This window comes from Rhodococcoides fascians A44A, from assembly GCF_000760735.1.
Lineage (GTDB): Bacteria > Actinomycetota > Actinomycetes > Mycobacteriales > Mycobacteriaceae > Rhodococcoides > Rhodococcoides fascians_E.
On sequence record NZ_JMEX01000008.1, the window covers coordinates 1,144,314 to 1,170,328 of the forward strand.

Annotated in this window: 18 protein-coding genes; 14 read left to right on the forward strand and 4 right to left on the reverse strand. The window is 64.7% G+C overall.

The features are described 5' to 3' along the window. Positions 1–9: 9 nt before the first annotated feature. From wzt to BH95_RS17785, 3 genes are all read left to right on the forward strand, one after another. On the forward strand, positions 10–921 hold the full coding sequence (gene wzt, locus BH95_RS17775; protein WP_037183346.1) for a galactan export ABC transporter ATP-binding subunit Wzt/RfbE: 912 nt from the start codon (positions 10–12) through the stop codon (positions 919–921). Beyond that, positions 905–1,813 carry a galactofuranosyltransferase GlfT1 gene (gene glfT1, locus BH95_RS17780; RefSeq protein WP_037160449.1) on the forward strand — a complete coding sequence of 303 codons (909 nt, stop codon included), beginning with the start codon at positions 905–907 and terminating at the stop codon, positions 1,811–1,813. Before wzt ends, glfT1 begins: the two co-directional genes overlap by 17 nt. Before the next feature lie 116 nt (positions 1,814–1,929). Continuing rightward, the gene (locus BH95_RS17785) at positions 1,930–2,784 is read left to right on the forward strand and encodes a TylF/MycF/NovP-related O-methyltransferase (protein WP_037143711.1); all 855 of its coding nucleotides are present in this window, start codon (positions 1,930–1,932) and stop codon (positions 2,782–2,784) included. Between the two features lie 43 nt (positions 2,785–2,827). On the opposite strand, the gene BH95_RS17790 is transcribed toward BH95_RS17785, so the two are convergent. Beyond that, entirely contained in the window at positions 2,828–4,699 is a 1,872-nt protein-coding gene (locus tag BH95_RS17790; RefSeq protein ID WP_037160451.1) for a glycosyltransferase, read from the reverse strand. 113 nt (positions 4,700–4,812) lie between these two features. Between BH95_RS17790 and BH95_RS17795 the strand changes: the two genes are divergently transcribed. Then, on the forward strand, positions 4,813–6,333 hold the full coding sequence (locus BH95_RS17795) for a hypothetical protein (protein ID WP_037143709.1): 1,521 nt from the start codon (positions 4,813–4,815) through the stop codon (positions 6,331–6,333). On the opposite strand, the gene BH95_RS17800 is transcribed toward BH95_RS17795, so the two are convergent. Both BH95_RS17800 and rfbB read right to left on the reverse strand, forming a co-directional pair. Next, positions 6,319–7,794, reverse strand: a complete 1,476-nt coding sequence (locus BH95_RS17800; protein ID WP_037160453.1) for a hypothetical protein — start codon at positions 7,792–7,794, stop codon at positions 6,319–6,321. The two genes, BH95_RS17795 and BH95_RS17800, sit on opposite strands and share 15 nt — an antisense overlap. Continuing rightward, complete coding sequence (gene rfbB / locus BH95_RS17805) at positions 7,778–8,782, reverse strand: dTDP-glucose 4,6-dehydratase (RefSeq protein ID WP_020111816.1); 1,005 nt, start codon at positions 8,780–8,782, stop codon at positions 7,778–7,780. The genes BH95_RS17800 and rfbB overlap by 17 nt, the downstream gene beginning before the upstream one ends. An 87-nt stretch (positions 8,783–8,869) precedes the next feature. Between rfbB and BH95_RS27835 the strand changes: the two genes are divergently transcribed. The 4 genes from BH95_RS27835 (at position 8,870) to BH95_RS17830 (ending at position 12,579) form a co-directional block, all read left to right on the forward strand. Beyond that, positions 8,870–9,655, forward strand: coding sequence for a hypothetical protein (locus BH95_RS27835; protein ID WP_155291611.1), 786 nt, complete (start codon positions 8,870–8,872; stop codon positions 9,653–9,655). Between the two features lie 228 nt (positions 9,656–9,883). Then, positions 9,884–10,861: a hypothetical protein gene (locus BH95_RS17815; protein ID WP_230594109.1), complete on the forward strand. Its 978-nt coding sequence runs from the start codon at positions 9,884–9,886 to the stop codon at positions 10,859–10,861. A gap of 261 nt (positions 10,862–11,122) precedes the next feature. Beyond that, entirely contained in the window at positions 11,123–11,992 is an 870-nt protein-coding gene (gene rfbA / locus BH95_RS17825) for a glucose-1-phosphate thymidylyltransferase RfbA (RefSeq protein ID WP_037183348.1), read from the forward strand. After that, positions 11,992–12,579, forward strand: coding sequence for a dTDP-4-dehydrorhamnose 3,5-epimerase family protein (locus BH95_RS17830; RefSeq protein WP_037183350.1), 588 nt, complete (start codon positions 11,992–11,994; stop codon positions 12,577–12,579). The genes rfbA and BH95_RS17830 overlap by 1 nt, the downstream gene beginning before the upstream one ends. Positions 12,580–12,742: 163 nt before the next feature. Here the strand turns inward: BH95_RS17830 and BH95_RS17835 are convergent, their stop codons facing one another. Next, positions 12,743–13,243, reverse strand: coding sequence for a GtrA family protein (locus BH95_RS17835; protein WP_020111813.1), 501 nt, complete (start codon positions 13,241–13,243; stop codon positions 12,743–12,745). A 74-nt stretch (positions 13,244–13,317) separates the two neighbouring features. Between BH95_RS17835 and BH95_RS17840 the strand changes: the two genes are divergently transcribed. The 6 genes from BH95_RS17840 (at position 13,318) to BH95_RS17865 (ending at position 25,953) form a co-directional block, all read left to right on the forward strand. Next, a complete protein-coding gene (locus BH95_RS17840) occupies positions 13,318–14,769 on the forward strand; it encodes an FAD-binding oxidoreductase (RefSeq protein ID WP_019667145.1) in 1,452 nt (483 codons plus the stop codon). After that, positions 14,766–15,530 carry a decaprenylphospho-beta-D-erythro-pentofuranosid-2-ulose 2-reductase gene (locus tag BH95_RS17845; protein ID WP_019667144.1) on the forward strand — a complete coding sequence of 255 codons (765 nt, stop codon included), beginning with the start codon at positions 14,766–14,768 and terminating at the stop codon, positions 15,528–15,530. Before BH95_RS17840 ends, BH95_RS17845 begins: the two co-directional genes overlap by 4 nt. Continuing rightward, positions 15,531–17,423, forward strand: coding sequence for a galactan 5-O-arabinofuranosyltransferase (locus tag BH95_RS17850; RefSeq protein WP_037183351.1), 1,893 nt, complete (start codon positions 15,531–15,533; stop codon positions 17,421–17,423). It abuts the gene before it with no gap. A gap of 34 nt (positions 17,424–17,457) precedes the next feature. Then, positions 17,458–19,248, forward strand: coding sequence for a hypothetical protein (locus tag BH95_RS17855; RefSeq protein ID WP_037183353.1), 1,791 nt, complete (start codon positions 17,458–17,460; stop codon positions 19,246–19,248). Positions 19,249–19,353: 105 nt separating this feature from the next. Next, on the forward strand, positions 19,354–22,554 hold the full coding sequence (locus BH95_RS17860) for an arabinosyltransferase domain-containing protein (RefSeq protein ID WP_052060195.1): 3,201 nt from the start codon (positions 19,354–19,356) through the stop codon (positions 22,552–22,554). A gap of 72 nt (positions 22,555–22,626) precedes the next feature. Continuing rightward, on the forward strand, positions 22,627–25,953 hold the full coding sequence (locus tag BH95_RS17865) for an arabinosyltransferase domain-containing protein (protein WP_020111808.1): 3,327 nt from the start codon (positions 22,627–22,629) through the stop codon (positions 25,951–25,953). Positions 25,954–26,015 lie beyond the last annotated feature (62 nt).

Consider the following 26,015-nt stretch of genomic DNA (forward strand, 5'->3'; position numbering starts at 1 on the left):
GGGTCTGCAATGTCAGTCAGCATCAACACGCACGACGCCTGTGTCGACTTCCCCATCTTCGACGCCAAAACTCGCTCCCTGAAGAAGGCGTTCCTCGGCAAAGCCGGCGGTGCCATCGACCGGAACAGCTCCGACGTCGTCGTCGTCGAAGCCCTCAAGAACATCACGATGAACCTGAAGGAAGGCGACCGCGTCGGCCTCGTCGGACACAACGGAGCAGGCAAGTCGACGCTCCTGCGCCTGCTCTCCGGCATCTACGAGCCCACCCGCGGCACCGCCTCGGTGCGCGGCCGCGTCGCCCCCGTCTTCGACCTGGGTGTCGGTATGGACCCGGAGATCTCCGGCTACGAGAACATCATCATCCGAGGCCTGTTCCTCGGCCAGACGCGCAAGCAGATGCTCGCGAAGATGGACGAGATCGCCGACTTCACCGAACTCGGCGACTACCTCGACATGCCGCTGCGGACCTACTCGACCGGCATGCGCGTCCGCGTAGCGTTGGGCGTCGTCACCAGCATCGATCCTGAAATCCTGCTGCTCGACGAGGGCATCGGCGCCGTCGACGCAGAATTCATGAAGAAAGCACGCATCCGGCTCCAGGAACTGGTGCAACGATCCGGCATCCTCGTCTTCGCAAGCCACTCCAACGAGTTCCTCGCCCAGCTCTGCGACCGCGCGATGTGGATCGACCACGGCCAGATCCGTCAGGACGGTGGCATCGAAGAAGTCGTGCGTGCGTACGAAGGCAACGACGCGGGCGACCACGTGGCGACGATCTTGGAAGAGCTCGCTCGAGACGAAGCGGGAGTGGAGCCTGCGGAACGACCTCGAGACGGATCGGGAGTGGAGCCTGCGGAACGACCTAGAGATGAAGCGGGAGTGGAGCCTGCGGAACGACCTAGAGATGAAACCAGTGGCTGAGACGATCATCGGAGTTATCGTGACGCACAAGCGTCGCGAGCTCCTCGCGAAGTCACTCGATGTCATCACGCGCCAGACCCGCCCGCTGGACCATCTCGTCGTCGTCGACAACGCGCACGAGAACGAGGTCCGCGAGCTCGTCGAGTCTGCGTCGATTCCGACTACTTATCTTGGGTCGCATCACAATCTGGGCGGTGCGGGCGGATTCGCGCTCGGCATTCTCTACGCCCTGTCGCTCGGCGCGGATTGGGTGTTCCTTGCCGACGACGACGGGCGGCCCGAGGGTCCGGACGTACTGAAAACGCTGCACGAGTGCGCACTGAAGCACGGCCTCGACGAGGTCTCCCCCGTCGTCTGCGACATCGACGACCCCGATCGTCTCGCGTTCCCGCTGCGGCGCGGAGTGGAATGGCGGCGACTGAGGTCCGAACTGATCGACCCTCGTAACCCCCACGACGATCTGCTCGAGGGAATCGCGTCACTGTTCAACGGTGCACTGTTCAAAGCCTCGACGATCGACGCAGTCGGGGTGCCCGATCTGCGACTCTTCGTCCGCGGTGACGAGGTGGAAGTTCATCGCAGACTGCAGCGATCGGGCCTGAAGTTCGGTACCTGTCTGACGACCGCCTACGTCCACCCCAACGGCGCCGAGGAGTTCAAACCGATCCTCGGCGGGCGGATGCACACGCAGTACCCGGACGACGCCACCAAGCGCTACTTCACCTATCGCAACCGCGGGTACCTCATGTCACAGCCCGGTATGCGGAAACTGCTGCCGCAGGAGTGGATTCGTTTCGGTTGGTTCTTCCTTGTGACCACTCACAATCCCAAGGGCCTGCTGGAATGGCTTCGTCTCCGTCGACTCGGGCGTCGGGAGCATTTCCGGAGGTGACCCAGGTGAGTGGAAATGCGGTGTGATCTGGTCGCTCCGCAGGCTCCGCTCCTGCCCCAGGGCCTCCATTTCCACTGACAACGGCCGTGGGCGCCTGCGTCCGCTACCGTGTGCGCATGACGGAATCTCGGAAGCTGACGGATCGGATTCGGCATTCGGCGCGAGAGAAGTTGCAGCGCGCGATCGGCGAGGTTCTGGACAAGCAGACAGCTCAGCTGGCCGAGCAGACGAGCGATCAGCAGACCAAGCTGCTGGACATCCTCGAACGTCAGCGCCGCGAGATCGACGACCTGCACGCCTTCATCCGTGGACTCGAAATGCGCATGCGACGCGATATCCCGTATGCGTCCGACGTCGAGGCCGCCGCTCAGAGCGCCGAGTTCGCCGAAGAGGTCATGCCGAAGGCACCCACGTTCCTGCGCCCCCACGCGACGCTGAGGTTCGCGCTCGGCGAGGTATCGGTACCGGGGATGGCGCTCGAGTTCGGTGTCGCCAGCGGTACGACGCTGGAGATCATCGCCGAGGAGATGGCGAAGCGAAGCGACATTTCCATCGTCGCCGGATTCGACGTCTTCTCCGGTCTCCCCGAGACGTGGCGAACGGGCTTCCCGAAGGGACTGTTCGAGCAGGAAACCGAGCCGACGGTGCCCGGCGCGGAGATCGTTCCCGGCATGTTCGAGGAATCGCTACCCGAGTTCCTGAAGAGCCACACGGACAAGCTCGCGTTCCTTCATCTCGACGCGGACCTGTACTCGTCGACCGTGACCGTCCTCGACCTCGTCGCCGACCGCTTGGCCGTGGGAACCGTCATCGTCTTCGACGAGTACTTCAACTTCCCCGGTTGGCGCAATCACGAGTACCGCGCGTGGACAGAGTTCGTCGGCCGCACCGGCACGGAATTCGACTACCTCGGCTACACCGCGGACAACGAACAGGTCGTCGTACGAATCCGCACCGCTCCGTCGTTGTGAGCGACAATGCGGTGTGTTCTGGTCGGCCTACATTTCCACTCACCTAGGAGTAGAGCCGCGTCCAGTTCTCTCGGCTGGTGAGCTCAGGAACAGCCTGCCGGTAGGACTCGGCCACGCTGTCGGTCTCGACACGCAGACGACGCAGCGCCCTCAGCCCTCGCTTCAGTAGCTCCGTGGCGGCTGCCTTGTCGCGCTTACGTACTCGCACACCCTCCTGCGAACGATCGGTGACGACGGCATGCGCGAACAGCGAGACGTGCCACCAATGCGCGTCATCGGCCGAGATCGCGACCGGGCCGGGGTGAACGCGGCCACGCGACTGGTTTAGCACACGCTTCGCCAGAACGGCCCACTCCAGGCTCTTCTTGGGGTGAGGCCCTGCCGGGGTGATGAACATGTCCGCAGGGCGGACGTCAGGAACCGCGTTCGCGTTGTAGCGCTTGGTCTCGTTGTACGCGGCTCGGTCACGACGGATCGCCGCCGCAGCATCCATGCCGCCGTCGGTGAGCTTGCTCGGCCCGACGAGGAAGTCCTCGATGGCCTTGATCAACGTGAACGCCATGCCGTACTGCATGGAGACGAGATAGCGGAACAGATCGGTCGTCAGCTGACGCGCGAGCTTCTTACCGTCGAGCCCCGCGTGCAGCGACGCCGTGATCATGCCGTTGCGCAGGTTGAAGTAGCGGTGCCACTCGTCCCAGTCCTTCCACGCGAAATCGGCGTGCCACACCGCCGCGCCTGGAAGTGTGACCGTCGCGAATCCATTGGCACGGGCCCGGTAGCCGTACTCGATGTCGTCCCACTGGAAGAACAACGGAAGTGGATAACCGATCTGCGAGACGATCTCCGACGGGATCAGGCACGACCACCAGCCGTTGTAGCCGGCGTCGACGCGGATCTCCTGCTTCTTCTTCAACGCGCTCTTGTCCGAGATCGCGTTCTTCACGTGCAACCCGGCTTCGAGCTTCTGGAGGTTCGCGACCTCGGCACCGACATGCACCCGGTCGGGATGCAGAAGGTAGAGCATCTGCGCACCGATGATCGCGGGCTCGATGGTCTTGTTCGCGAACGCGTTCATACGCACGATCGCCTCGGGCTCGCACAGCACGTCGTCGTCCATGAACACGACGTTGGCCGGGTCGCCGCCCTTGCCCTGCACCTCGTAGAGCCCGCGGGTGAAGCCACCCGCACCACCGAGGTTGGGCTGAGTGATGTAGACCAGCTTGTCGCCGAGTTCGGCCGCGACACGCTGGAACAAGGGCCGCGTCTGGACTTGGTCGGTGCCCTGGTCCACGACGTACACGTTGTCGACGCCGAGCAGTGCAATCGGATCGTCGGCCATGGCTGCCACGGTGTTGGCGCAGTCGTCGGCCCGGTTGAACGTGCAGATGACCACGGACGTCGGACGCAGCTTCTCCGGCGCGTCGACGGTCCACTCGGCGTCCTCGACCGTCAGCTCACCGGACGTGGTGGTGAATCGGGCGAACAAGGCTCCACCGTCGAGGAACTGCTTGACGGGAACAGCGAAGTCCAGCCGCCTGGCCCGCCCGTCGGTGGTCACAGTCTCGCTGGCCATCGTTCGCTTACGACCCTTGTAGTCGGTAGCGACGATATCGATGCGCCCCGAACCGGCAACGGAAGCCGAGAAACGCACCTCGGTCACATCGGTCCAGCGCTGCCAGTAACTCGCCGGGAACCGCCCGAAGTAACTGTTCGTCTCGAGAACCGTGCGCTTGGCCAGCTTCGCCGCATACCTCGAACGCTCGACATTGCCCTTGGCCACATTCGTGTACATATCCGCACTCACCAGCGGCGACGGCCCGTCGAAGAGGAGACGCTGTGCGCGCAACTCCGTCGACGACGGCAGGTCGACGGTGTCTGCCTCGGTCGTGGTGGTGGAATCAGCGTGACTCACAGCAACGGTCCCTTTTCTCCTTGGCTCTTGTGCTGCCCGTATTGCGAGACACAACGCCGGGCGAGGGCTCGCGGTGCAGCGTACGAGCCCTGTTGTCTGCCATTCTGGTGACCATGGTTGCACAGTCCGCTGCCGCCGACGCGGAGGCGTACTCGCCTGGAACCCGGTTGTCGCGCGCAGGACACTCGTCATGGATACTCATCGCGCTCGGCGCGGCCCTGGGCGCCGTCGGGTACTGGGTTGCTGCACCCAGCCTCACCGACGACGCGTACATCAGCCTCTCCGCGGCCCGAAATCTCGCCGAACACGGTCAGTGGGCGATCGTCACCGACCTGACCGCGAATACGTCGACCTCGCCCCTCAACGTTCTGCTCCTCGGCTTCATCGTGTGGATCACGTCGTTCTTCGGCGCGCCGGCGCCGTTGTTCGCTCTGTTCGTCGCCAACGTTCTGGCCGGGGGAATCGTCGGTGCAGCATGCGCGTCGATCTCACGGTCGATCGGTAGAGGCCTGTGGCTCGGTGGGATCGCGGTCGTTCTGGTGATGAGCAACCCGTTCCTGCTGTCGTCCATCGGACTCGAAGTTCTCCTCATTCCCGCAGCGGTGCTCACGCTGACCGCTGCGGCTCTGCGCGGCAGCCCCGTACTGTTCGGCGTCGCGAGCGGACTGGCCGTCCTGGTACGACTGGACCTTGTCCTCTTCGTACTACTTCTCGCTGCTTTCGCGCCGACGCTGTACCGCCGCTGGCCCCGGGCTCTTCTAGCCGCGGCTGCGGTGTCCCTGCCCTGGTACGTCTTCAGCTGGATCGTGCTCGGATCACTGGTGCCGGACACGCTCGTCCTCAAAGAAGGCCAGGCAATCGAGGGTTTCAACTACTTCGACGGGCCGTCCCTCTACTACGACGGCGACTGGTGGGGCACGCTCGCGAGTTTCGGCCCTGCCGTCGTCGGCCTCGTCGTCACCGTCGGCTGGCTCGCCGCATGCGTATCCAGACGCGCGCGCGACCGGGCGTCATGGCCTCTGATCGGTCTCGGACTCGGCGGAGGTGCCTACTACCTCGCGTACACAGCTCTCGACACCGTCCCCTACCACTGGTACTACGTCACCCCGATGATCGCGGGTGGATCGGCAGCAATATTCCTTGCCGGCATATCACCGCGCCCGGTGGCCGCCGTCTCACTTCTGTTTGTCGTCATCGGAATCGCGGGCTCCATCGCGTTCGACACAGCCAGGCCCATGCCGTGGGCGTCACCGCCCATCTTCGGCAACTTCGCTTCGGCCGCGGACTACCAGCGCGTCGGCGAGGAGATCGGAAAGATCGTCGGCGACGACGCCGTCAAGTCGCCCGGCGAGATCGGAACGCTGGCCTACGCATGCGAGTGCAGAATCGTCGACGAGTTCTCCGACCGAGGCGTCATCATCAACGAGCGGATCATCCCGCGCTTGGAGGAATCCGGGCCTGTCGGCGACCTGTTACTTCGCGCAAATTACGCCAACCTCGACTACTCCCGTAAGCCGGTCGTACCGGTCTACCGCATCGAATACCGTCCAGGCCCGAGCGACGGCTCACCCTGGACATGGACAGTGGATTCCGCAGCGCGGGGCGTCGCACACTTCGCGCTAGTTCGGAACTGACACATCCGGATTCGTCAAATGCAGCTCGCCCGCTCCGGTCCACGGGGAGGTGATCGGCCAGTCCACGAACGACGGCGGGCTCTCCTGCACCAAGTTCACCCGCAGGAGCCGGTAGTCCAGCGGGATCGGACCTACCTGTTCGAGAGCGTCGAAATCCAGAAAGTGGAAGTTCTTGCGCCACAACCAGCCGGCGACTCCTGGCTCGGCCGTCTTTTTCCGGAGATCCGCTTCGAGTGCACCCCGATCGGAGAACTTGTCGACGACGAGGCACTCGCAGTAGTACGACAGCGCGCCGATTTCACCGCCCGAACGGACAGCCTTGTCGCCCGCGTAGGCAGGCAGCTGGGCGCCGATGTCCTCGTACTGATTCGCCGTCGCATGGTTGGTCGTGATGGGAACGACGCGATCGGTGGCCGTCGTCCAACTCCACAGGGCCGCGCCCGCCAGCCCTGCGGCTCCCGCCGCCGCAAGGCCGACAGACTTCACGACAGAAGGAGCCGCGAACATCGCGCCGACGAACATCACCGTCCCCGCCACTGCCGGAACCCCGTAATACCAGTGGTACGGAGGAACCTCGAGCAAGGTGTACGCGGCGTAGTAGACGACGCCGCCGAGCGCCCAGGCCCACAACACCGTTGCTCGACGCCATCGCCGCACCGCCGGCACTGCAAGCAAGCACAGCGCTCCGAGAATCGGCACGACAGCTGTCAGGACAGCCGCGGCGGGATAGATGTCGAGGTACATCAGCAAACCGTTGCCGAAACCCCATTCCCCCCAGGCCCCTTGGCCGGTCTTGATGACGACGGTATCCGGGACCACCGAGCCGAGGAACACCCAACTGACGAAGAACCACGGCAACGCTGTGGCTGCAGCGGCGAGCGCAGACAGCCATAGTCGACGCAGCGGCGCGCTCCTGATCAGCACCAACGCGGCCGCAACAACGACCAAATCCACACGAGCGACCACGGCGAGGCCCGACGCCACACCGAGAGCAATCGGTGAGTGCTCCATGGCGAACACCGCCACCCACGCCAAAATCGCCGTTCCCAGAATCACTTCCAATCCCAGAGACGACGAGACCACCGGGTTCACGACGATCAATGCAAGCGTCACCGGAGCGAAGCCCGTCGAGAAACCTTGGTGAAGAGCAATTCTTCGAAATGCCACCACCGTCGCCACACAGGACAAGACGAACACGATCCCACAGGCAAGTACGGCGTCGCGCACCACGATTGTTCCGGCAGCGAGCGCCAGAACGTTCAGCGGCGACGTTGCCGTGTTCGACGGGTGACCACTGACCAGAGCCCATTCACCATGGAATGCAAGATTCCTCGCGTACGACAGGGTGATGAAGGTGTCGTCGATCAGGAACCGCGACGCCAACGCGAATACCGCGGCGGCGACAATTGCCGTCGCCGCAGGAAGAAGATAGGTCCGGACGCGTTCAGACAGTGCGTTCACCCGCGGTTGCGTAGGCGGCTTCGGTGGTGTCCTTCTGTGGACGCCACCAGTTCTCGTTGTCTCGGTACCAGTCGACGGTTGCTTTCAAACCACTGCGGAAGTCGACGTACTGCGGGGTCCAACCCAGTTCGGTGCGCAGTTTGGTCGAGTCGATTGCGTAGCGCAGATCATGGCCGGGACGGTCGGTGACGAAATCGAAGGCGTCGGCGGCTTGTCCTGTTTCCTCGAGAATCGTCTCGAGCACGTCGCGGTTGTTCTTCTCCCCGTCGGCGCCGATGAGATAGGTCTCGCCGAGCACACCGGCGTCGATGATCGTCCAGACAGCGCTGTTGTGGTCGTCGACATGGATCCAGTCGCGGACGTTCCTGCCTTCGCCGTACAGCTTGGGGCGCAGACCGGACAGGATGTTGGTGATCTGACGCGGAATGAACTTCTCCACGTGCTGGTAAGGGCCGTAGTTGTTGGAGCAGTTGGAAATCGTGGCTCGGACCCCGAAGCTCCGCGCCCACGCTCGGACCAGCAGGTCGCTGGAGGCCTTCGTCGACGAGTACGGGCTCGACGGGTTGTACGGGGTGTTCTCGGTGAACCGTGCGGGGTCGTCGAGTTCGAGGTCGCCGTAGACCTCGTCGGTGGAGATGTGGTGATAGCGCACGTCGTGTTCGCGGACTGCCTGCAGCAGGGTGGTGGTGCCGATGACATTGGTGTGTACGAACGGCCAGGGGTTCGCGAGGGAATTGTCGTTGTGGGATTCCGCGGCGAAATGGACCACCAGATCGGTGTCCTTGATCAGGCTCGACACCAGATCCGAGTCTGCGACGTCGCCTTCGACGAACTCGATCCGGTCCGCAACCGGGTCGAGCGATGCTCGGTTGCCGGCGTAGGTCAGCTTGTCCAGGACAGTGATCTCCACATCGGGCCGTTGAGAGACGGTCAGATGGACGAAGTTCGCGCCGATGAACCCGGCACCCCCGGTCACGAGCAGTTTCATAACCGTGACCATACCGGTGTGCCCGGTTTCGGGCCGAACTTGTCCGACCCCCGTGTTACCTTTTCGCAGACTTCGGGGGGAGCGTTCGTGGGATTACGTAAACGGCTACTGCTGCTGGCAGGGAGCTTGGTTGTCTTCAACCTAGTGCTGTGGGGAATACCCAAACTGGCACCTGAAGCGCCCGGCCGGTACGAGGGGGTCTCGGTCGCCGAACCGTCCAAGACGAGCCCACAAGCTCCGACGACAACACCAGCTCCTCTGCCGTCGGGGTTTCCGACGATGGAGTATCCGCCTCCCAAAATCATCGTTCCTGACGGGGAGCCCCAGCCCATCGCAACGAAATTCGGTTTGACCTACGACATTCCAGCGGACTGGAGAAACGTCTCCGGGGGCGTCGCCGGTTGGACCACAGGTGGCGAGTCGGTCGTCTACGGCGCAATCGGCGACTACGGCTACAAGTACTGTCCGGAGTCGGACGGATCGGCCCTTGCTCTGTCGGGCATGACCGGACGGACCGGAACGACGATCGACGATGCGGCACTGTCCGCCGCTCGCGACGCCGAAGTTGTGTTCGGTAACTCCGACGCTGCCCCACCCAGGCTGCAGTATTCGCAACCGTATTACTTCAAGATCCAAGGTGAGCCCGCAGTCCGGTACACCGTTCGCGCGGAGAATATCCATCGGCAAGAGAACTGCGATCCGCACCAGGCGACCTTCGACGTCGTCGCAACCACGGGGTTTGCAACGGCCCCCATCGCGGTTTTCATGATCGAGCTCCATCAAGGCCTACCTGACGCGCTTAACCATTCCATCGCCGACGCCATGATATCGACCATAAGGCGCAGCGACTTCAATTCAGGGGGCTGGAGTTAACCGATGAACTATTCCGTGCAGAGGCAAGTGAAATAGCTGGGATGGGGAAAATGGCGTCCGAGATAGGTCTACAAACGATGGCATGCCATCGCTATATCGGAGATCACGCGGGCTCGAGCGATACAATCCCCGGTCAGATTCTGCAGCGGCTTGCACCGTTCATTGCTCTTTACCAAGAGAATACGCGCAGCAGGCACGTCCACCTCAGGTAATTCGAAGACCGCCGCGGTGGGAAATGTCGACGATTACGTCAATGCCGCCGACTACGGCCACCCCGACGGAATCGACTATCCGCCAGCAAATCCCGCCGTGGACGACACCCGTGAGGTCATTCAAGCGGCTGCAGGCTGGCTGGGCGACGTGGACGAGACGATCTTCGAACTCACCACTTGGAGCCCCCTGACTGAGGTCACCACACCGCTGAGCGGGAACTGGAACGAGATCAGACGAGCTGGAGAAGCATTCGACATCGCGGGCAGCGCAATGGAAGCTGCCGCCGCATCACTCGAGCGTGGCGTCCGGCGCGTCGACGACTACTGGGATGGCCAGGCCGCCCAAGCATTCAACGAGTATTCCGGTCGACAGATTGCAGCCATGTACTGGGAAGGTTCGTGCGGTCGCACGATCCACGCCATCTCCGAAGCCATCGCCGAGGAAATTCGCGAGGGCGTCCAGACCGTCGTGAGGAAGTTCGCCGAGATGTTGGAGGCCGAGGTAGATCTCGGGTCCGGCTCCGCAGCAATGAAAGTGGCGCTCGAGAAAGTTCCTGTCCTCGGGACAGCCTGGCAGCTCGGAGCGATCGTCGACATCCTGAGACAGACGATGGACCTGACGATGGATCTCGTGCGCAGAATCGAAGAACTTGTCGACCAGTTCGGACTGTTCCTCGACGCGATCATCGACCCGGAAGGTCAGGTCAGCCGCACGATCGACAAGTACCTCCAGCCGTTCAACGAGGCTCTGGACAAGGGCAACACTGCCGTCGACGCAGGCAGAACCGCCGACATACCCCAGTCCTCGACACGCCTGACGAACAATTCTCCGTCGGCGAAGGCGACCAACCGTGGCAGGACGCGGTATGACCGATCCCAGGAACACTCCCGAGTACAGGAGAGTGCTCGACGCCGTCGACCGCCTGCGCGCAGCTCGACTCCGCGCCGATGCCACACCGATCCATGTGGACCAGGGCCCTGTCGTCGTCGATGAGGCATTGCTCGAACGCATTTCACAGGCAAGAACAGCGAGCCCGGAACTCCGGACGTACGGCGTGAGGGTGGCGTCGGGCAGCTCCACATGGGACCGGATCGAGTTCGATGCCGTACCGATCCCACCGGAAGTCGAACAGATGAAGGCCGACCCCAGAATTGTTTGGCCCCGCCACTGGCCGTTGCCACAGGAGGACGAGCCGTACAGCATCCCCTGGCAGTGAGCGCGCACGACCAGGTGCCATCTGGGAGACTTCCCGGTATGCGGGGAATCATTCTGGCGGGCGGCACGGGCTCGCGTCTTCATCCGATCACGGTCGGCATCAGCAAGCAGCTTGTCCCCGTCTACGACAAACCGATGATCTACTACCCCCTCTCGACCCTGATGCTCGCCAACATCCGCGACATCCTCGTCATCACCACCCCACAGGACGCCGATCAGTTCCAACGACTCCTCGGCGACGGCTCACAATTCGGAATCAACCTCACCTACCAGGTCCAGCACGAGCCCAACGGCCTCGCCCAGGCCTTCGTCCTCGGCGCCGACCACATCGGCACCGACAGCGCCGCACTCGTATTGGGCGACAACATCTTCTACGGCACCGGACTGGGCTCCCAGCTCTCGCGATTCGAAGGCATCGACGGCGGCGCTGTCTTCGCCTACGAAGTCAAGGACCCCAGCGCCTACGGCGTCATCGAATTCGACGCCGACGGCAAGGCCATCTCCCTCGAGGAAAAACCCGCCGCACCGAAATCGAACTTCTCCGTCCCCGGCCTGTACTTCTACGACAACGACGTCCTGGCGATCGCCCGCGATCTCGAGCCGTCGGCGCGCGGGGAATACGAGATCACCGACGTCAACCGCCACTACCTCGAGGCAGGCAAGTTGGCTGTCGAAGTGCTTCCGCGTGGTACCGCCTGGCTCGACACCGGCACCTTCGACTCGTTGCTCGATGCCTCCAACTACGTCCGCACCATCGAACAACGTCAGGGCATGAAGATCGGGGCACCCGAGGAAGTGTCCTGGCGACGCGGCTTCATCACCGACGACGAACTACGAGTACGAGCCGAGAAACTCGTCAAATCCGGATACGGACAGTACCTGCTCGATCTACTGGCGCGAGGCAAGTGATGAGTTTTCGTGAACTGACCATCCCCGGCGCCTACGAATTCACCCCACGACAGTTCGGCGACGATCGCGGCGTGTTCTTCGAATGGTTCAAATCCTCCGCCTTCGAGAACGCAGTGGGCGGGCCGTTGGAACTGCAGCAGGCGAACTGCTCGGTCTCCGCGGCCGGGGTGCTGCGCGGCATCCACTTCACCGACACCCCGCCCGGGCAGGCTAAGTACGTCACCTGTGTCAAAGGCGCATTCTTGGATGTGATCGTCGACCTGCGGGTGGGTTCGCCGACCTTCGGGCAGTGGGACAGCGTGCTCATCGACGACGTCGACCGCCGCGCAGTGTTCCTGCCGGCAGGTCTCGGGCACGCCATCCTGTCCCTCGAAGACGGCTCGACCGTGATGTACCTGTGCTCGATCGAGTACACCCCGTCGCTGGACCGCGATCTGAACCCGCTCGATCCGGACCTGGGTATCGACTGGCCCACCCACGCCCGCGACGGATCGGTACTCGAGTACCAACTCTCCGACAAAGACCGCGCCGCACCCTCCCTCGCCCAAGCCATCGCCGACGGCTACCTCCCCACCTACCGAGGCTGACCTCCTCGATACAGGAGCGTCGGAACCGAACGGCTCATTCGGTCACCGAGAGGTGCCGCACGCGCACCTTTCATCCCCCGCGCAGGTTGCAACCCGCGCACCCGCTGCAACCTGCGCGCTCACGGACACGCGGAGCGAATGTGCCGTTCGGTCCCCGGGAGCGTCAGCGGATTTTGAAGATCACGGCCCGCTGGACGATGAAGTTGATGACCGTTGCGGTGCCCTGGGCGACGACGAAGGCGAGGTTCGCGAACCAGAAACCGTCGGGAAATGCCTGGTAAAGCCAGGTGTAGATACCGACCTGGACGGCGAAGGTGACGGCGTACAGCACCACGACCGCGAAGAAGCGGGCGCGCGACGGTGCTGCGTTGAATGTCCAGCGCCGGTTGATGAGGTATGCCGTCGTGGTGCCCAGGACGAAGCCGATTGCCTTCGCCAGCGTCACACCGACACCGAACACGAAGTGAAGCAGAAGGTTGACGCCCTGGTCGACGACGGCAGAGAGCACACCCGTTGCCAGGAACCGGACGATCTGGGTCTTGAGGTCGAGGGCCTCGTCGGCGATGTTCTCCGTCAGTGGGAGTTCGACGGGCAGCGGCACGTGATGCTGCGGCTCCGACGCTTCGGCGGGCCAGTCGTCGTTCTGCGGGGTGGACACGATCACTGAGACTAGCTGTCATGACGAGCAGGGAGCGCAGCCTGCGGAGCGACCCGATCGAACAGGTACCCTCAACGACGATGTCCACGACAGCCGACGACGCACTCTTCCCCCTGGAACCACAGGCCGGGAACACTGCGCCGCTACCCACGCAGACCCGCACACTCACAGGTTGGGGACGCACCGCGCCCTCGACGAGTGAGGTGCTCTCGACCTCCGATCCAGAGCTCATCGCGAGCGCTGTGAAGCAGGTCGCGGAGCAGAACGACAGCAAGCCCGCCCACCTGCGTCGCGGCGTCATCGCCCGCGGCCTCGGTCGGTCGTACGGCGACAACGCGCAGAACTCCGGCGGCCTCGTCGTCGACATGAATGCGCTGAACGGTATTCACAGCATCGATGCGACGACAAGGATCGTCGACGTCGACGGCGGCGTCAACCTCGATCAGTTGATGCGCGCCGCTCTGCCGTTCGGGCTGTGGGTTCCGGTGCTGCCGGGCACGCGTCAGGTCACCATCGGCGGCGCAATCGGCACGGACATCCACGGTAAGAACCATCACAGTGCCGGTAGCTTCGGCAACCACGTGCGTTCGATGGAGCTGCTGACCGCGGACGGCCAGATTCGTCACCTCACGCCGTCGGGAAAGAACTCGAAGCTCTTCTGGGCGACGGTCGGCGGTAACGGTCTGACCGGCATCATCCTGCGGGCAACCATCGAGATGACGCCGACCGAGACGGCCTACTTCATCGCCGACGGTGACGTCACGCAGACGCTCGACGAGACCATCGCCCTGCACAGCGACGGCAGCGAGAACAACTACGACTACTCGAGCGCCTGGTTCGACGCCATCGCCGCGCCGCCCAAGCTCGGTCGCGCCGCTGTTTCACGTGGATCGTTGGCGAAGCTCGATCAGCTGCCGACGAAGCTGCAGAAGGATCCGCTGCGGTTCAACGCAAAGCCACTCGTCACGTTCCCGGACGTGTTCCCGAACGGACTCGCCAACAAGTTCACGCTGAGTGCAGTGGGTCAGGCCTGGTACCTCAAGGCAGGCAACTACCGGAACAAGGTGCAGAACCTCACCGCGTTCTACCATCCGCTCGACATGTTCGGTGAGTGGAACCGTGCCTACGGCTCGAACGGCTTCCTGCAGTACCAGTTCGTGGTGCCGCCCGAGGCCGTCGGTGAGTTCAAGAAGATCATCGTCGACATCCAGAAGTCGGGGCACTACTCCTTCCTCAATGTCTTCAAGCTGTTCGGCCCCGGAAACAAAGCGCCACTGAGCTTCCCGATCCCCGGCTGGAACATCTGCGTCGACTTCCCCATCAAGCCGGGCCTGAACGAGTTCGTGCGCGAACTCGACAAGCGCGTGCTCGAGTTCGGCGGCCGGCTGTACACCGCCAAGGACTCGCGCACCGATGCGGAGACGTTCCATTCGATGTACCCGCGGATCGACGAGTGGATCAAGGTCCGCCGATCCGTTGACCCCACGGGCGTTTTCGCCTCCGATATGGCCAGAAGGTTGGAACTGCTGTGACGATCGACGCTGTGGGCAATCCGCAGACCATTCTCGTACTCGGTGGAACGAGCGAGATCGGTCTCGCCATCACCGAGGAGTACCTGTCCAAGTCGCCGGCGCGCGTGATCCTCGCGGCCTTGCCGAACGACCCGCTCCGGGATGCGTCGGTTGCTCAGTTGAAAGCCAAGGGCGCCAAGGATGTCGACGTCATCGATTTCGACGCACTCGACACCGAGTCGCACCCCAAGGTCATCGAGGAGGCGTGGTCCAAAGGTGACGTCGACGTGGCGATCGTCGCGTTCGCGGTGGACTTCGACGCCGAAGAGCTGTGGCAGAACCAGCGCAAGGCCGTCCTGACGGCGAACATCAACTACACCGCGTCGGTGTCGGTCGGTGTTCTGCTGGCCGAGAAGTTCAAGGCCCAGGCATACGGACGCATCATCGTCATGTCCTCGGTGGCGGGCGAGCGCGTGCGCCGATCCAACTTCGTCTACGGTTCCACCAAGGCGGGTCTCGACGGGTTCTACCTCGGGCTCGGAGAAGCGTTGCGCGAGTTCGGCCCTCGCGTCACCGTCATCCGCCCGGGCATGGTGCGCACCAAGTTCAGCGCCCACGTCAAGGAAGCACCTCTGACGGTGGACAAGGAAGACATCGCGAAGCTCGCCGTCGCAGCGTCGCAGAAGGGCAAGGATCTGGTCTGGGCACCGGGTCCCTTCCGCTTCGTCATGATCGCTCTGCGGCACGTGCCGCGTCCGATCTTCCGCAAACTCCCCATCTAGATGAAACGAGCGCTCGGCACAGCCGTCGACGGTGTACTGGCCGCTCTAGTCGCAGCTGTGGTGGCGGCGGTCGGGTTGTTCGCGTTCTCACTCGTCGAGTGGCCTGCGTTCAACTCGTCCAACGTCACCCGTGCGCTGACGACGCTCGGGCAGGTGCTCTGCGTCGCCCTGTTGGCCACGGCGATCGTGCTGTACCGACGCGGCACCCTTGCGTGGCTCGCGAAAGTGTTGACGTGGGGCGGGCTTTCGGGGTTCGTGACGGTCACGCTCGGCATGCCTCTGGCGGCGACCAAGCTCTATCTGTTCGGCATATCCGTCGACCAGGAGTTTCGAACCGAGTACCTGACGCGCCTCACCGATTCGCCTGCGCTGCGCGACATGACGTACCCGGACATCCCACCGTTCTACCCGGCCGGATGGTTCTGGATCGGCGGACGCGTCGGGAACCTGCTCGGCATGGACGGCTGGGAAGTGTTCAAGCCGTTCGCAATCGGATTTCTCGCCGTCACAGCCGTCGTCGCCTACACGCTCTGGCGCCAACTGGTCCGCGCCGACCTCGCGGTAGCCGTCTCGGCCGTCACCACCGCTCTCGTCGTCGCCTACGCCTCCCCGGAGGCCTACAGTGCCGTCATCGCGCTGCTTGTCGCGCCTGCACTCCTACTCGCGTGGGGCGCGCTGAATCGGCCGGTTCCCGACGAGCCCGAGCGATCGAGTAACTGGGGCTGGGGAGCTGTCGTCGGGACGGGTCTGTTTCTCGGCCTCGCGGCAACGTTCTACACCTTGTATCTGGGTGTGGCGGCGTTTGCGGTGACGCTCATGGCCGTTGTATCGGCGTTTCTGAATGTTCGCGCTCACAAAACTTGGCGTGCAGCAATTCCGGTTGCTGTTCGCCTCGTTGTGATCGCCGCGATTTCAGGACTTGTCGCACTGACGGTCTGGGCTCCCTATCTTGTCGATGCACTGACCGGAGCACCTGCGACGTCGGGTACTGCGCTGCACTACCTTCCGGAGGCCGGTGCCGAGCTGCCGTTCCCGATGTTCGAGTTCTCCCTGCTCGGTGCGCTGACCATGGCCGGGACCCTGTGGCTCGCCGTCAGGACAGCGACGTCGCGTCGAGCACAGGCGTTGAGCATCGGCGTCGTCTCCGTGTATCTGTGGACGCTGCTGTCCATGGCGGCGACCGTTGCCGGCACGACACTGCTCAGCTTCCGCCTGGAAGCCGTACTGATCGTATTGCTGGGAGCGGCAGGCGTTTTCGGCTTCGTCGAAGGCGCGAAGGCCATCTACCAGGCAGTCGGTGAACCGTCGCGGTTCAAGGTCGCCGCGGTGACGGTGGGGACGATCGGTGCACTTGCGTTCGCACAGAACATCCCTCAGGTTCTGCAGTCGGAGATCACCGTCGCGTATTCGGACACCGACGGCGACGGCAACCGCGCCGACAAGCGCCCACCGAGTGCGGTGTCCTACTACTCCGAGGTCGACCGAGCGATCACCGAGCAGGTCGGCAGGCCCCGAGACGAGACGATCGTCCTGACGGCCGACACCTCGTTCCTCAGCTACTACCCGTACTTCGGCTTCCAGGGGCTGACGTCGCACTACGCCAACCCGCTCGCTCAGTTCGACCAGCGCGCCGCGGCCATCGAGGACTGGACGACGGCCGAGACCCCGGACGAGTTGGTCACCAAGCTCGACGAGAGCCGGTGGCAGGCGCCCGACGCCTTCCTGTTCCGCCGCGGCGCCGACGGCTACACCTTGCGGTTGGCGGAGGACGTCTATCCGAACGATCCGAACGTTCGTCGCTACACGGTCACGTTCGACGAGTCGTTGTTCGAGGATCCGCGGTTCCAGGTCACCGATATCGGGCCGTTCGCGCTGGTCACCCGCGCTACATAGGCAAATGACATAACGTTCACGTAACGTTCAACCGATGCCTACCTCGGACCAGACTGTTCTCGAGCAGCCGCGGACCGCCCCGGCACGGCGAATCGGGGCGCTCTCCACCCGTCTTCGGCGTGCCGATCGAGCCGATGTCGCGGCTGCGTCGGCCTTCACCGTCGTCGCTCTCTTCGTGCTGCAGGGACAGTGGCGGAACCTCGGTAGTGGCTATCTCTACAACAGTGGCCAGGACCAGGCCATGTGGGAATGGTTCTTCGCGGTGGCTGCGCATTCCGTCGCGCACCTCGAGAACCCGATGTCGAGCGATCTGCAGAACTTCCCGCTCGGGGTGAACCTGATGGCCAACACGGCCATGTTCGGGTTGTCGATTCCGTTCGCACCCGTGACGTTGCTGTTCGGCCCGACTGTCACCTGGGCCATCGCGTTGACCATCGGTCTCGCAGGCACTGCATACGCCTGGTACTGGCTGTTCTCACGCACGCTCGGGGCGTCGCGACCGTCGTCGGCGCTCGGTGGAGCACTGTGCGGCTTCGCGCCTGGCATGATCTCCCACGCCAACGGCCACCCCAACTTCGTCGTACTCTTCCTGCTGCCGGTCATCGCGGCTCTCGTCGTCCGCACCGCCCAGGACGGCCCGACGGCGAAACGAACCATCGCGCTCGGACTCGTCGTCGCGCTGCAGATCATGCTCGGCGAAGAACCCCTGCTGATCTTCGCGATCGCGTTCGGACTGTTCGCCGTCGTCTACTACGTCGGTAAGCCGCGCAGCCTGTGGCCGGCCGTGAAGAACTCGGCGACAAGCCTGCCGTTGGCGGCTGCGCTCGCGATCGCCCTCGTCGCGTTCCCTCTGTACTGGCAGTTCTTCGGCCCGCAGAGCTACTCGTTCCTCGAACACGGCGCGATGGGCAACGACGCCAAAGCCCTCACCCAGTTCCCGACGCAATCCATCGGCGGCGTCGCGACCCCCGGTCAGAACGTCCGGATCAACGCGACGGAAGAGAACGCCTACTTCGGGTGGCCCCTCCTGGTGCTCGCGGGGGTCGCCGCGGTCTGGCTGTGGCGGGTCGCCTGCGCCCGAGCGGCCGCGGCCACCGCCGTCGCTGTCGCCGTGCTGTCCCTCGGGTCCGAGCTGATCATCGGCAAGAACAACACCGAGATCGCACTGCCGTGGGAATGGCTCGCCGACACCCCACTGGTCGAGTCGATCCTGGAAACGCGCTTCGCGCTCGCCGCCGTTCCGGCACTGGCGCTTCTGCTGGTACTGGCCACCGACAAGGCCTTCAAGGCCGGACTGCGGCCGATTCCGGCACTGTGGTCGATCGCTCTCGCACTCGCGCTGGTGCCACTGCTTCCGACGCCACTCGACACCGTCGAACGCGCGTCGACGCCGTCCTTCTTCGCCAGCGGTGAATGGAAGAACTACGTCGACGACGGATCCGTCGTCACCGTGCCCCTCCCCCGTCCCGAGGACGCTCGTCCCCTGCACTGGCAGATCGAAGCCGACATGGGCTTCCCGCTCGCGGGTGGATACTTCGTCGGGCCGGGTGACAACGTCGAACGCAAAGCCAAGTACGGCGCCGTGGATCGGCCGACGGCCCTGCTGCTCGGGTCCGTGCGGAACTCCGGCACCGTCCCGGACGTCACACCACAGCAGCAGGCCGACGCTCGGGCCGATCTTCGATTCTGGGGCGCCGACGTCGTCGTCCTCCAACCCGGCCGCAACAGCACCCAGCTACGCGACACCGTCGACGAACTCCTCGGCTTCGATGCCGAGTACCACGACGGTGTGTGGATCTGGGACGTGCGGGACTTCGCCCGCTGACCTGCAGGAAAAGGGGTGGGTCGGGGCTGTGCCCTAGCATCGACAATCGTGTCCACCGCTGCAGCCACCGCACCGAAGCCCCCTGAAGCATCGTCGTCGACGCGTATGTCGGCGGGAGTCGTTGCCGTCGTCTCCGGTGTCATCGCAGTCCTCGCCGCGATTCTGACGCCGCTGCTGCCGGTGACCCAGGACTCGGCGTCGATCAGCTGGCCGCAGAACGGAACGCTGAACTCGGTCGAGGCTCCGCTCGTCTCGTACTCGCCGTTGTCGCTCGATGCCGCGATTCCGTGCAACATCATCGCCTCCGCAGCGCCCGGCACGCTCGTACTCTCGACCACCGCTCCCGGCGCACCGGACGCCCAAGGCGTCGGCCTCGTCGTCTCCCGCACCGATTCCGGCCTGCAGGCCGTCCTGCGCGAGAAGGTTCTGCTGTCGCTGACCGACGCCGAACTCGCGTCGTGCTCGTCGGTGACCATCAGTTCGACGGATACGTCGACGTCCGCGTCGGTGACGGGCACCGACGTCGCCGGAACGATCGACGGCGACGCACGTCCCCAAACTGTGGGAATCTTCACCGAACTGCAGGGTGCCGCACCGGCGGACCTGAACGTCGACGTCCAGATCGACTCCCGCTTCTCCTCGACCCCCACCGTTCTGAAGAAACTCGCGATGGCCGCCGCGGTGATCTTCACGATCATCTCGCTCGTCGCGTTGCACCGACTCGATCTGCTCGACGGACGCAGCAGCCGCCGCTTCTTCCCGGCACGGTGGCTCCGCATCACCGTCGTCGACGGGGTCGTCATCGCAGTACTGGCCGTGTGGCACTTCATCGGCGCCAACACCTCCGACGACGGCTACCTGCTGACCATGGCACGCGTATCCGAGCACGCCGGGTACATGGCCAACTACTACCGCTGGTTCGGCGTCCCCGAAGCACCGTTCGGGATGCCGTACTACGACATGCTCGCCGCGTTCGCGAAGATCTCCACAGCCAGCCCGTGGATGCGGTTGCCGGCGCTGATCGCCGCGCTTGTGTGCTGGGCCGTGATCAGCCGCGAGGTCATCCCGCGTCTCGGTCGCGCCGTCCGCTCCAACAAGGTCGCGATCTGGACCGCTGGCCTGGTGTTCCTCGCCTTCTGGCTGCCCTACAACAACGGCCTGCGACCCGAGCCGATCATCGCTCTCGGCGCCCTGCTGACGTGGTGCTCCATCGAACGCGCCGTCGCGACCGGCCGACTGTTGCCCGCGGCCGTCGCAGTCCTCATCGCCGCGTTCTCGCTCGCCGCAGGCCCGACGGGTCTGATCTGCGTTGCCGCGCTCCTCGCCGGCGGACGCCCCCTCGTGCGCATCGTCATCGCCCGCGCCCGCATCGTCGGCTACGCACCCGTCCTGGCCCCGATCCTGGCGTCGGGAGTCGTCATCGTCGCCGCCGTGTTCGCCGACCAGACCGTCTCGACAGTCCTCGAAGCCACCCGCGCCCGCGCCGCCGTCGGACCGAACGTCGCCTGGTTCAACGAGCGCGCACGCTGGGACTCCCTCATGGAGATCACCCCCGACGGCTCCCTCGCGCGGCGCTTCGCCGTCTTCGCGATGATCCTGTGCGTGATCGTCACCATCGTCGTCATGCTCCGACGAGGCGGCCGCATCCCCGGCGTCGCGATCGGACCGTCCAGGCGCATCGTCGGCATCGTGATCGGCGCCCTCGCCCTGATGATGTTCACTCCCACCAAGTGGACCCACCACTTCGGTGTCTACGCGGGCCTGGCCGCATCGCTCGCTGCCGTCGCGGCGGTCGCCGTCGCGTCGGCCACCCGGGACAACGCACGCAACCGCACTCTGTTCACCGCTGCCGTGCTGTTCCTGGCCGCGCTCGCGTTCACCGGCTCCAACGGCTGGTGGTACGTCTCGAGCTACGGAATCCCCTGGTTCGACAAGCCTCCGATGATCCTCGGCAAAGGCTTCTCCACCATTTTCCTCGGACTGACCGTGCTCGCGTTGCTGTACGCAGGCTGGCAACACCTCCGCGCGCCGTACCGAACCAGCACCCGCTCCGCACGCTTCGGAGTCTCCGCGCTGACGGTGATGGCCGCATTCGTCGTACTGTTCGAGCTCGCGTCCTTCGCCAAAGGCATCGTCGCGCAGTACCCGGCGTACTCGGTGGCCCGCTCCAACCTGAACGCGCTCGCAGGCAACTCCTGCTCCCTCGCGAACGACGTTCTCGTCGAACAAGATCCGAACAGCTCGATGCTGACACCGATCGAATCCACCGTCCAGAATGCACTGGCCGGACCGAACACCGTCGGCTTCACCCCCGACGGAATCCCCGACGATCTCACCGCCGACGAAGAAGACGTCTCCCAGGAGAGCACCCGCGGATTCAGCAACGACCCCGACAGCGGCACCGACTCCGACACTCAGGGACCCACCTCCGCAGGTTCCTCCGGCACCCAAGGCGGCACCACCGAAGCCACCGGCATCAACGGAAGCTCCGTCGCACTGCCGTTCGGACTCGACCCGTCGCGCACGCCCGTCCTCGGTAGCTACGGCGCCGACACCGCGGAACCCGCAACCCTCGAAACCGAATGGTTCGCCCTACCGTCGGATGCGGACCGATCGGGTCGATCCACGGGCTCCACTCCTGGCAACGACTTCATCGCTATCAGCGCCGCCGGGCGCATCCGATCCGTCGACTCCGACGGCATCGTGGCCTCCGGCCAGCCGCTCGAGGTGGAGTACGCCGCGGGCGATCAGGTCCTCGGCCGCGTCACCCCGATCGACATCGGGCCCCAGCCGTCGTGGCGCAACCTGCGCGTGCCCCTGTCGGACATCCCACGTGAAGCCGACCGCATCCGCCTCGTCGCAACCGACGGCGACATCTCACCGGATCAATGGCTCGCCGTGACGCCGCCGCGGATCCCCCGCACGACCCCACTCGTCGACGTCATCGGACCCGACGTGCCCGTCATGCTGGACTGGACCGTCGCACTGGGCTTCCCGTGCCAGCGCCCGTTCGACCACAAGGACGGCGTCGCGGAACTGCCGGAGTACCGCATCCTGCCGGACCGCAGCGGTGCCGCCGCACACAGTCCGGTGATGGACGCCTTCGGCGGTGGGCCGCTCGGCTGGCAACAACTCGTGCTGTCCGCCCAGGTTGTCCCGACCTATCTGAACAATGATCTCGATCGCGACTGGGGCTCGCTCGAGAGATTCATCCCACTGGACACGTCGGCGACGCCGGCAGAATTGACGGTCGGAACCGTCACCCGCAGCGGGTGGGAGACCGAAGGTCCGATAAGGGTCGGATGAAACCGGCATACAGCCGGTTTCATCGCGATGCGGGTGCGGTGAACCGATCACGTTCGAATAACATCGACAACCGTGCCCGACGCCGTGAATGATTCTCCCGCCGTGCCCGACGCCCCCCAGCCGAAGGGTTCGGTGTCGAAGGGCACCGGGACCGATCTGCGATCCACGGTGCGTACGACGCGTCTGGTCGCGATCGTCACGGGTCTTCTCGGTGCCGTCCTGGCTCTCCTGACGCCGTTCCTGCCCGTCGTGCAGACGACGTCGACCATCTCGTGGCCGGAATCGGGCTCGATCCAGGACATCGACGCCCCGCTCGTCTCGCAGGCGCCGATCTCCCTGACCGCGACCATCCCGTGTTCCGCGGTGGCCGCACTACCCCCGCAGGGCGGGCTGCTGCTCGCCACCGCGCCGCCTCAGGGCGAGGGTGCCGCGCTCAACAGCCTGTTCGTGCGAGTGAACGAAGGTTCGGTCGACGTACTGGACCGCAACGTCGTCGTCGCGTCGGCACCGCGCGAGGACGTACAGGGCGCAGCCTGCAGCTCCATCGAGATCACCTCGAACATCGACTACACCTCGGCATCGTTCACCGGCCTCGTCGACGACGAAGGCCTCGAACGCACCGGACGTCTCGACGGTGACCTGAGGCCCCAGGTCGTCGGCGTCTTCACCGACCTCGACGGCGCCGCACCCGCCGGACTGAACGTCACCATCGACGTCGACTCGCGCTTCTCCTCCAGCCCGACGATCCTGAAGCTGCTGGCGATGATTCTCGCGGTGGTCTGCACGATCATCGCCGTCACCGCCCTCGGTCGCCTCGACGGCATCGACGGACGCGGTCACCGACGGTTCTTCCCGTCGCATTGGTGGAAGTTCACCGGAGTCGACGTCACCGTCGTCGGAGTCCTCGTCGGCTGGCACTTCGTCGGCGCCAACACCTCGGACGACGGCTACCTGCTGACCATGGCTCGGGCCGCGGACCAGTCGGGCTACATGGCCAACTACTTCCGTTGGTTCGGAGTCCCCGAGGCCCCGTTCGGGTGGTACTACGACGTCCTCGCCGTCTTCGCGAAGATCTCCACCGCCAGCCCCTGGATGCGCCTGCCAGCCCTGATCGCCGGCGTTCTCTGCTGGATGGTCATCAGCCGCGAGGTCGTCCCGCGTCTCGGCCGTGCAGTACGCAAGTCCAACGTGGCGCTGTGGACCGGCGGACTCGTGTTCCTCGCGTTCTGGCTGCCCTACAACAACGGCCTCCGCCCCGAGCCCATCGTCGCGCTCGGCGCCCTCCTGACGTGGTGCTCCATCGAACGGGCCATCGCCACCGGCCGACTGCTTCCTGCTGCGACGGCGTTCCTGATCGGCGCGTTCACCCTCGCCTCGGCGCCGACGGGCCTGATGTGTGTCGCTGCCCTGTTGGCCGGAGCGCGGCCCATGGCGCGCATCGTCGTTCGACGCCACCGCCTGGTCGGCACCCTGCCGCTTCTCGCACCGCTCGCTGCCGCCGGCTTCCTGGTCCTCGTCGTCGTCTTCGCCGATCAGACCTACGCGACGGTCATGGAGTCGACGCGTGTGCGCACGGCAATCGGCCCCAACGAGCAGTGGTACCAGGACTTCCTGCGCTACTACTATCTGTTCGTCCAAACGGTCGACGGTTCCGTCGCTCGCCGCTTCGCATTCCTCGTGATGCTGCTGTGCCTGTTCTCGACGCTGTTCATCCTGCTGCGACGCAGGCGAGTTCCCGGAATCTCCAACGGACCGGCCTGGCGTCTCATCGGCGTCGTGTTCGGAACGATCTTCTTCATGATGTTCAACCCGACCAAGTGGACCCACCACTTCGGGTCGTACGCAGGCATCGCGGGCAGCCTCGCCGCGCTGACCGCCGTCGCGATCTCCGCCAGCGCGTTGAGGTCTCGCCGAAACCGAACGATATTCCTCGCCGGCCTGATGTTCGTGCTGGCACTGGCGTTCTCGGGAATCAACGGGTACTGGTACGTGTCGAGCTACGGCGTGCCGTGGTTCGACAAGACCGTCTCGCTCGGCGGAAACGAATCCAACACCCTGTTCCTCGTGCTTTTCGCCGCCGCACTCGCGTTGGCGGGATGGCAGTACCTCCGTGAGGGTTACGCACCGCCACAACCCCGTGCCGGTAGCGAACGAGGCAGGCGCATCAAGAAATTCGCCGCCGCACCGCTGACGGTGATCGCCGGGCTCATGGTGCTGTTCGAAGTCCTCTCCCTCGTCAAGGGAGCAGTGTCCCAGTACCCCGCCTACTCGCTCGCACGCTCGAACGTCCAGGCCCTCACCGGCAACTCGTGCGGCCTCGCGAACGACGTACTGGTGGAATCGAACCCCAACGCCGGCATCCTGAACCCCATCCCGTCGGCCTTCGACCCACAGACCGGCCCACTCGGAGGTGAAACCCCGTCGGGCTTCACCCCCAACGGAATTCCCACCGACCTCAGCGCCGACGCCGTCGAGGTGAAACCCGGACAGGGCAACACCGACCAGCAGAGCGTCGGACCCGCATTCGAAGAAGGCCAGAGCTCGGGCACCGGCGGCGGCATCGGCGCCCTCGGCGTCAACGGCTCCACCGCAGCCCTGCCCTTCGGACTGGACCCGGCCACCACCCCCGTCCTCGGCTCCTACCAGCCAGGCATCCAGGAACCCGCGTCGGCGACCTCGAGCTGGTACTCGCTGCCCGAGCGCTCCGACAGCGCACCGCTGATCGTCGTGTCCGCCGCAGGCCGCATCCTGTCCTACGACGACACGGGCGCCATGACATACGGCCAGTCGCTCCTCGTCGAGTACGGCACGCGTCAGCCCAACGGAACCGTCGACGTCAAGGGCACCTACCTGCCCCGCGACATCGGACCCGCACCGTCGTGGCGCAACCTCCGCATCCCCATCGCGGACCTGCCCGCCGACGCCGACGCCGTGCGCATCGTCGCCAACGACCCCAACCTCACCGGCGACCAGTGGTTCGCATTCACACCACCGCGAGTACCTCAGCTGGAGAAGCTGAACGACCTCATCGGTAGCGAACAGCCCGTACTGCTCGACTGGGCCGTCGGACTGCAGTTCCCCTGCCAGCGCCCGTTCGACCACGAATACGGCGTCGCCGAAGTACCCGGATACCGCATCCTCCCGGACCGCCCATTGGCCGTCAGCTCCACCGACACCTGGCAGTCCGGCGACAACGGCGGACCACTCGGCTGGAGCGAACTCCTCGCCCGTCCCGTCACCGTCCCGACGTACCTCGACCGCGACTGGGCTCGTGACTGGGGCTCGCTCGAACGGTACGAGCAGTACTACCCCGGCGCTGTACCGGCAACACTCGACACCAACGAAGTCACCAGGTCCGGCTTCTGGACGCCAGGGAACTTGAGGGTGTTCGATCGGTAGAGCTCGTTGCCCTTCACCGGGTCATACCGCGGTAGTACTCGTGATTGATCCTCTGGACGGAT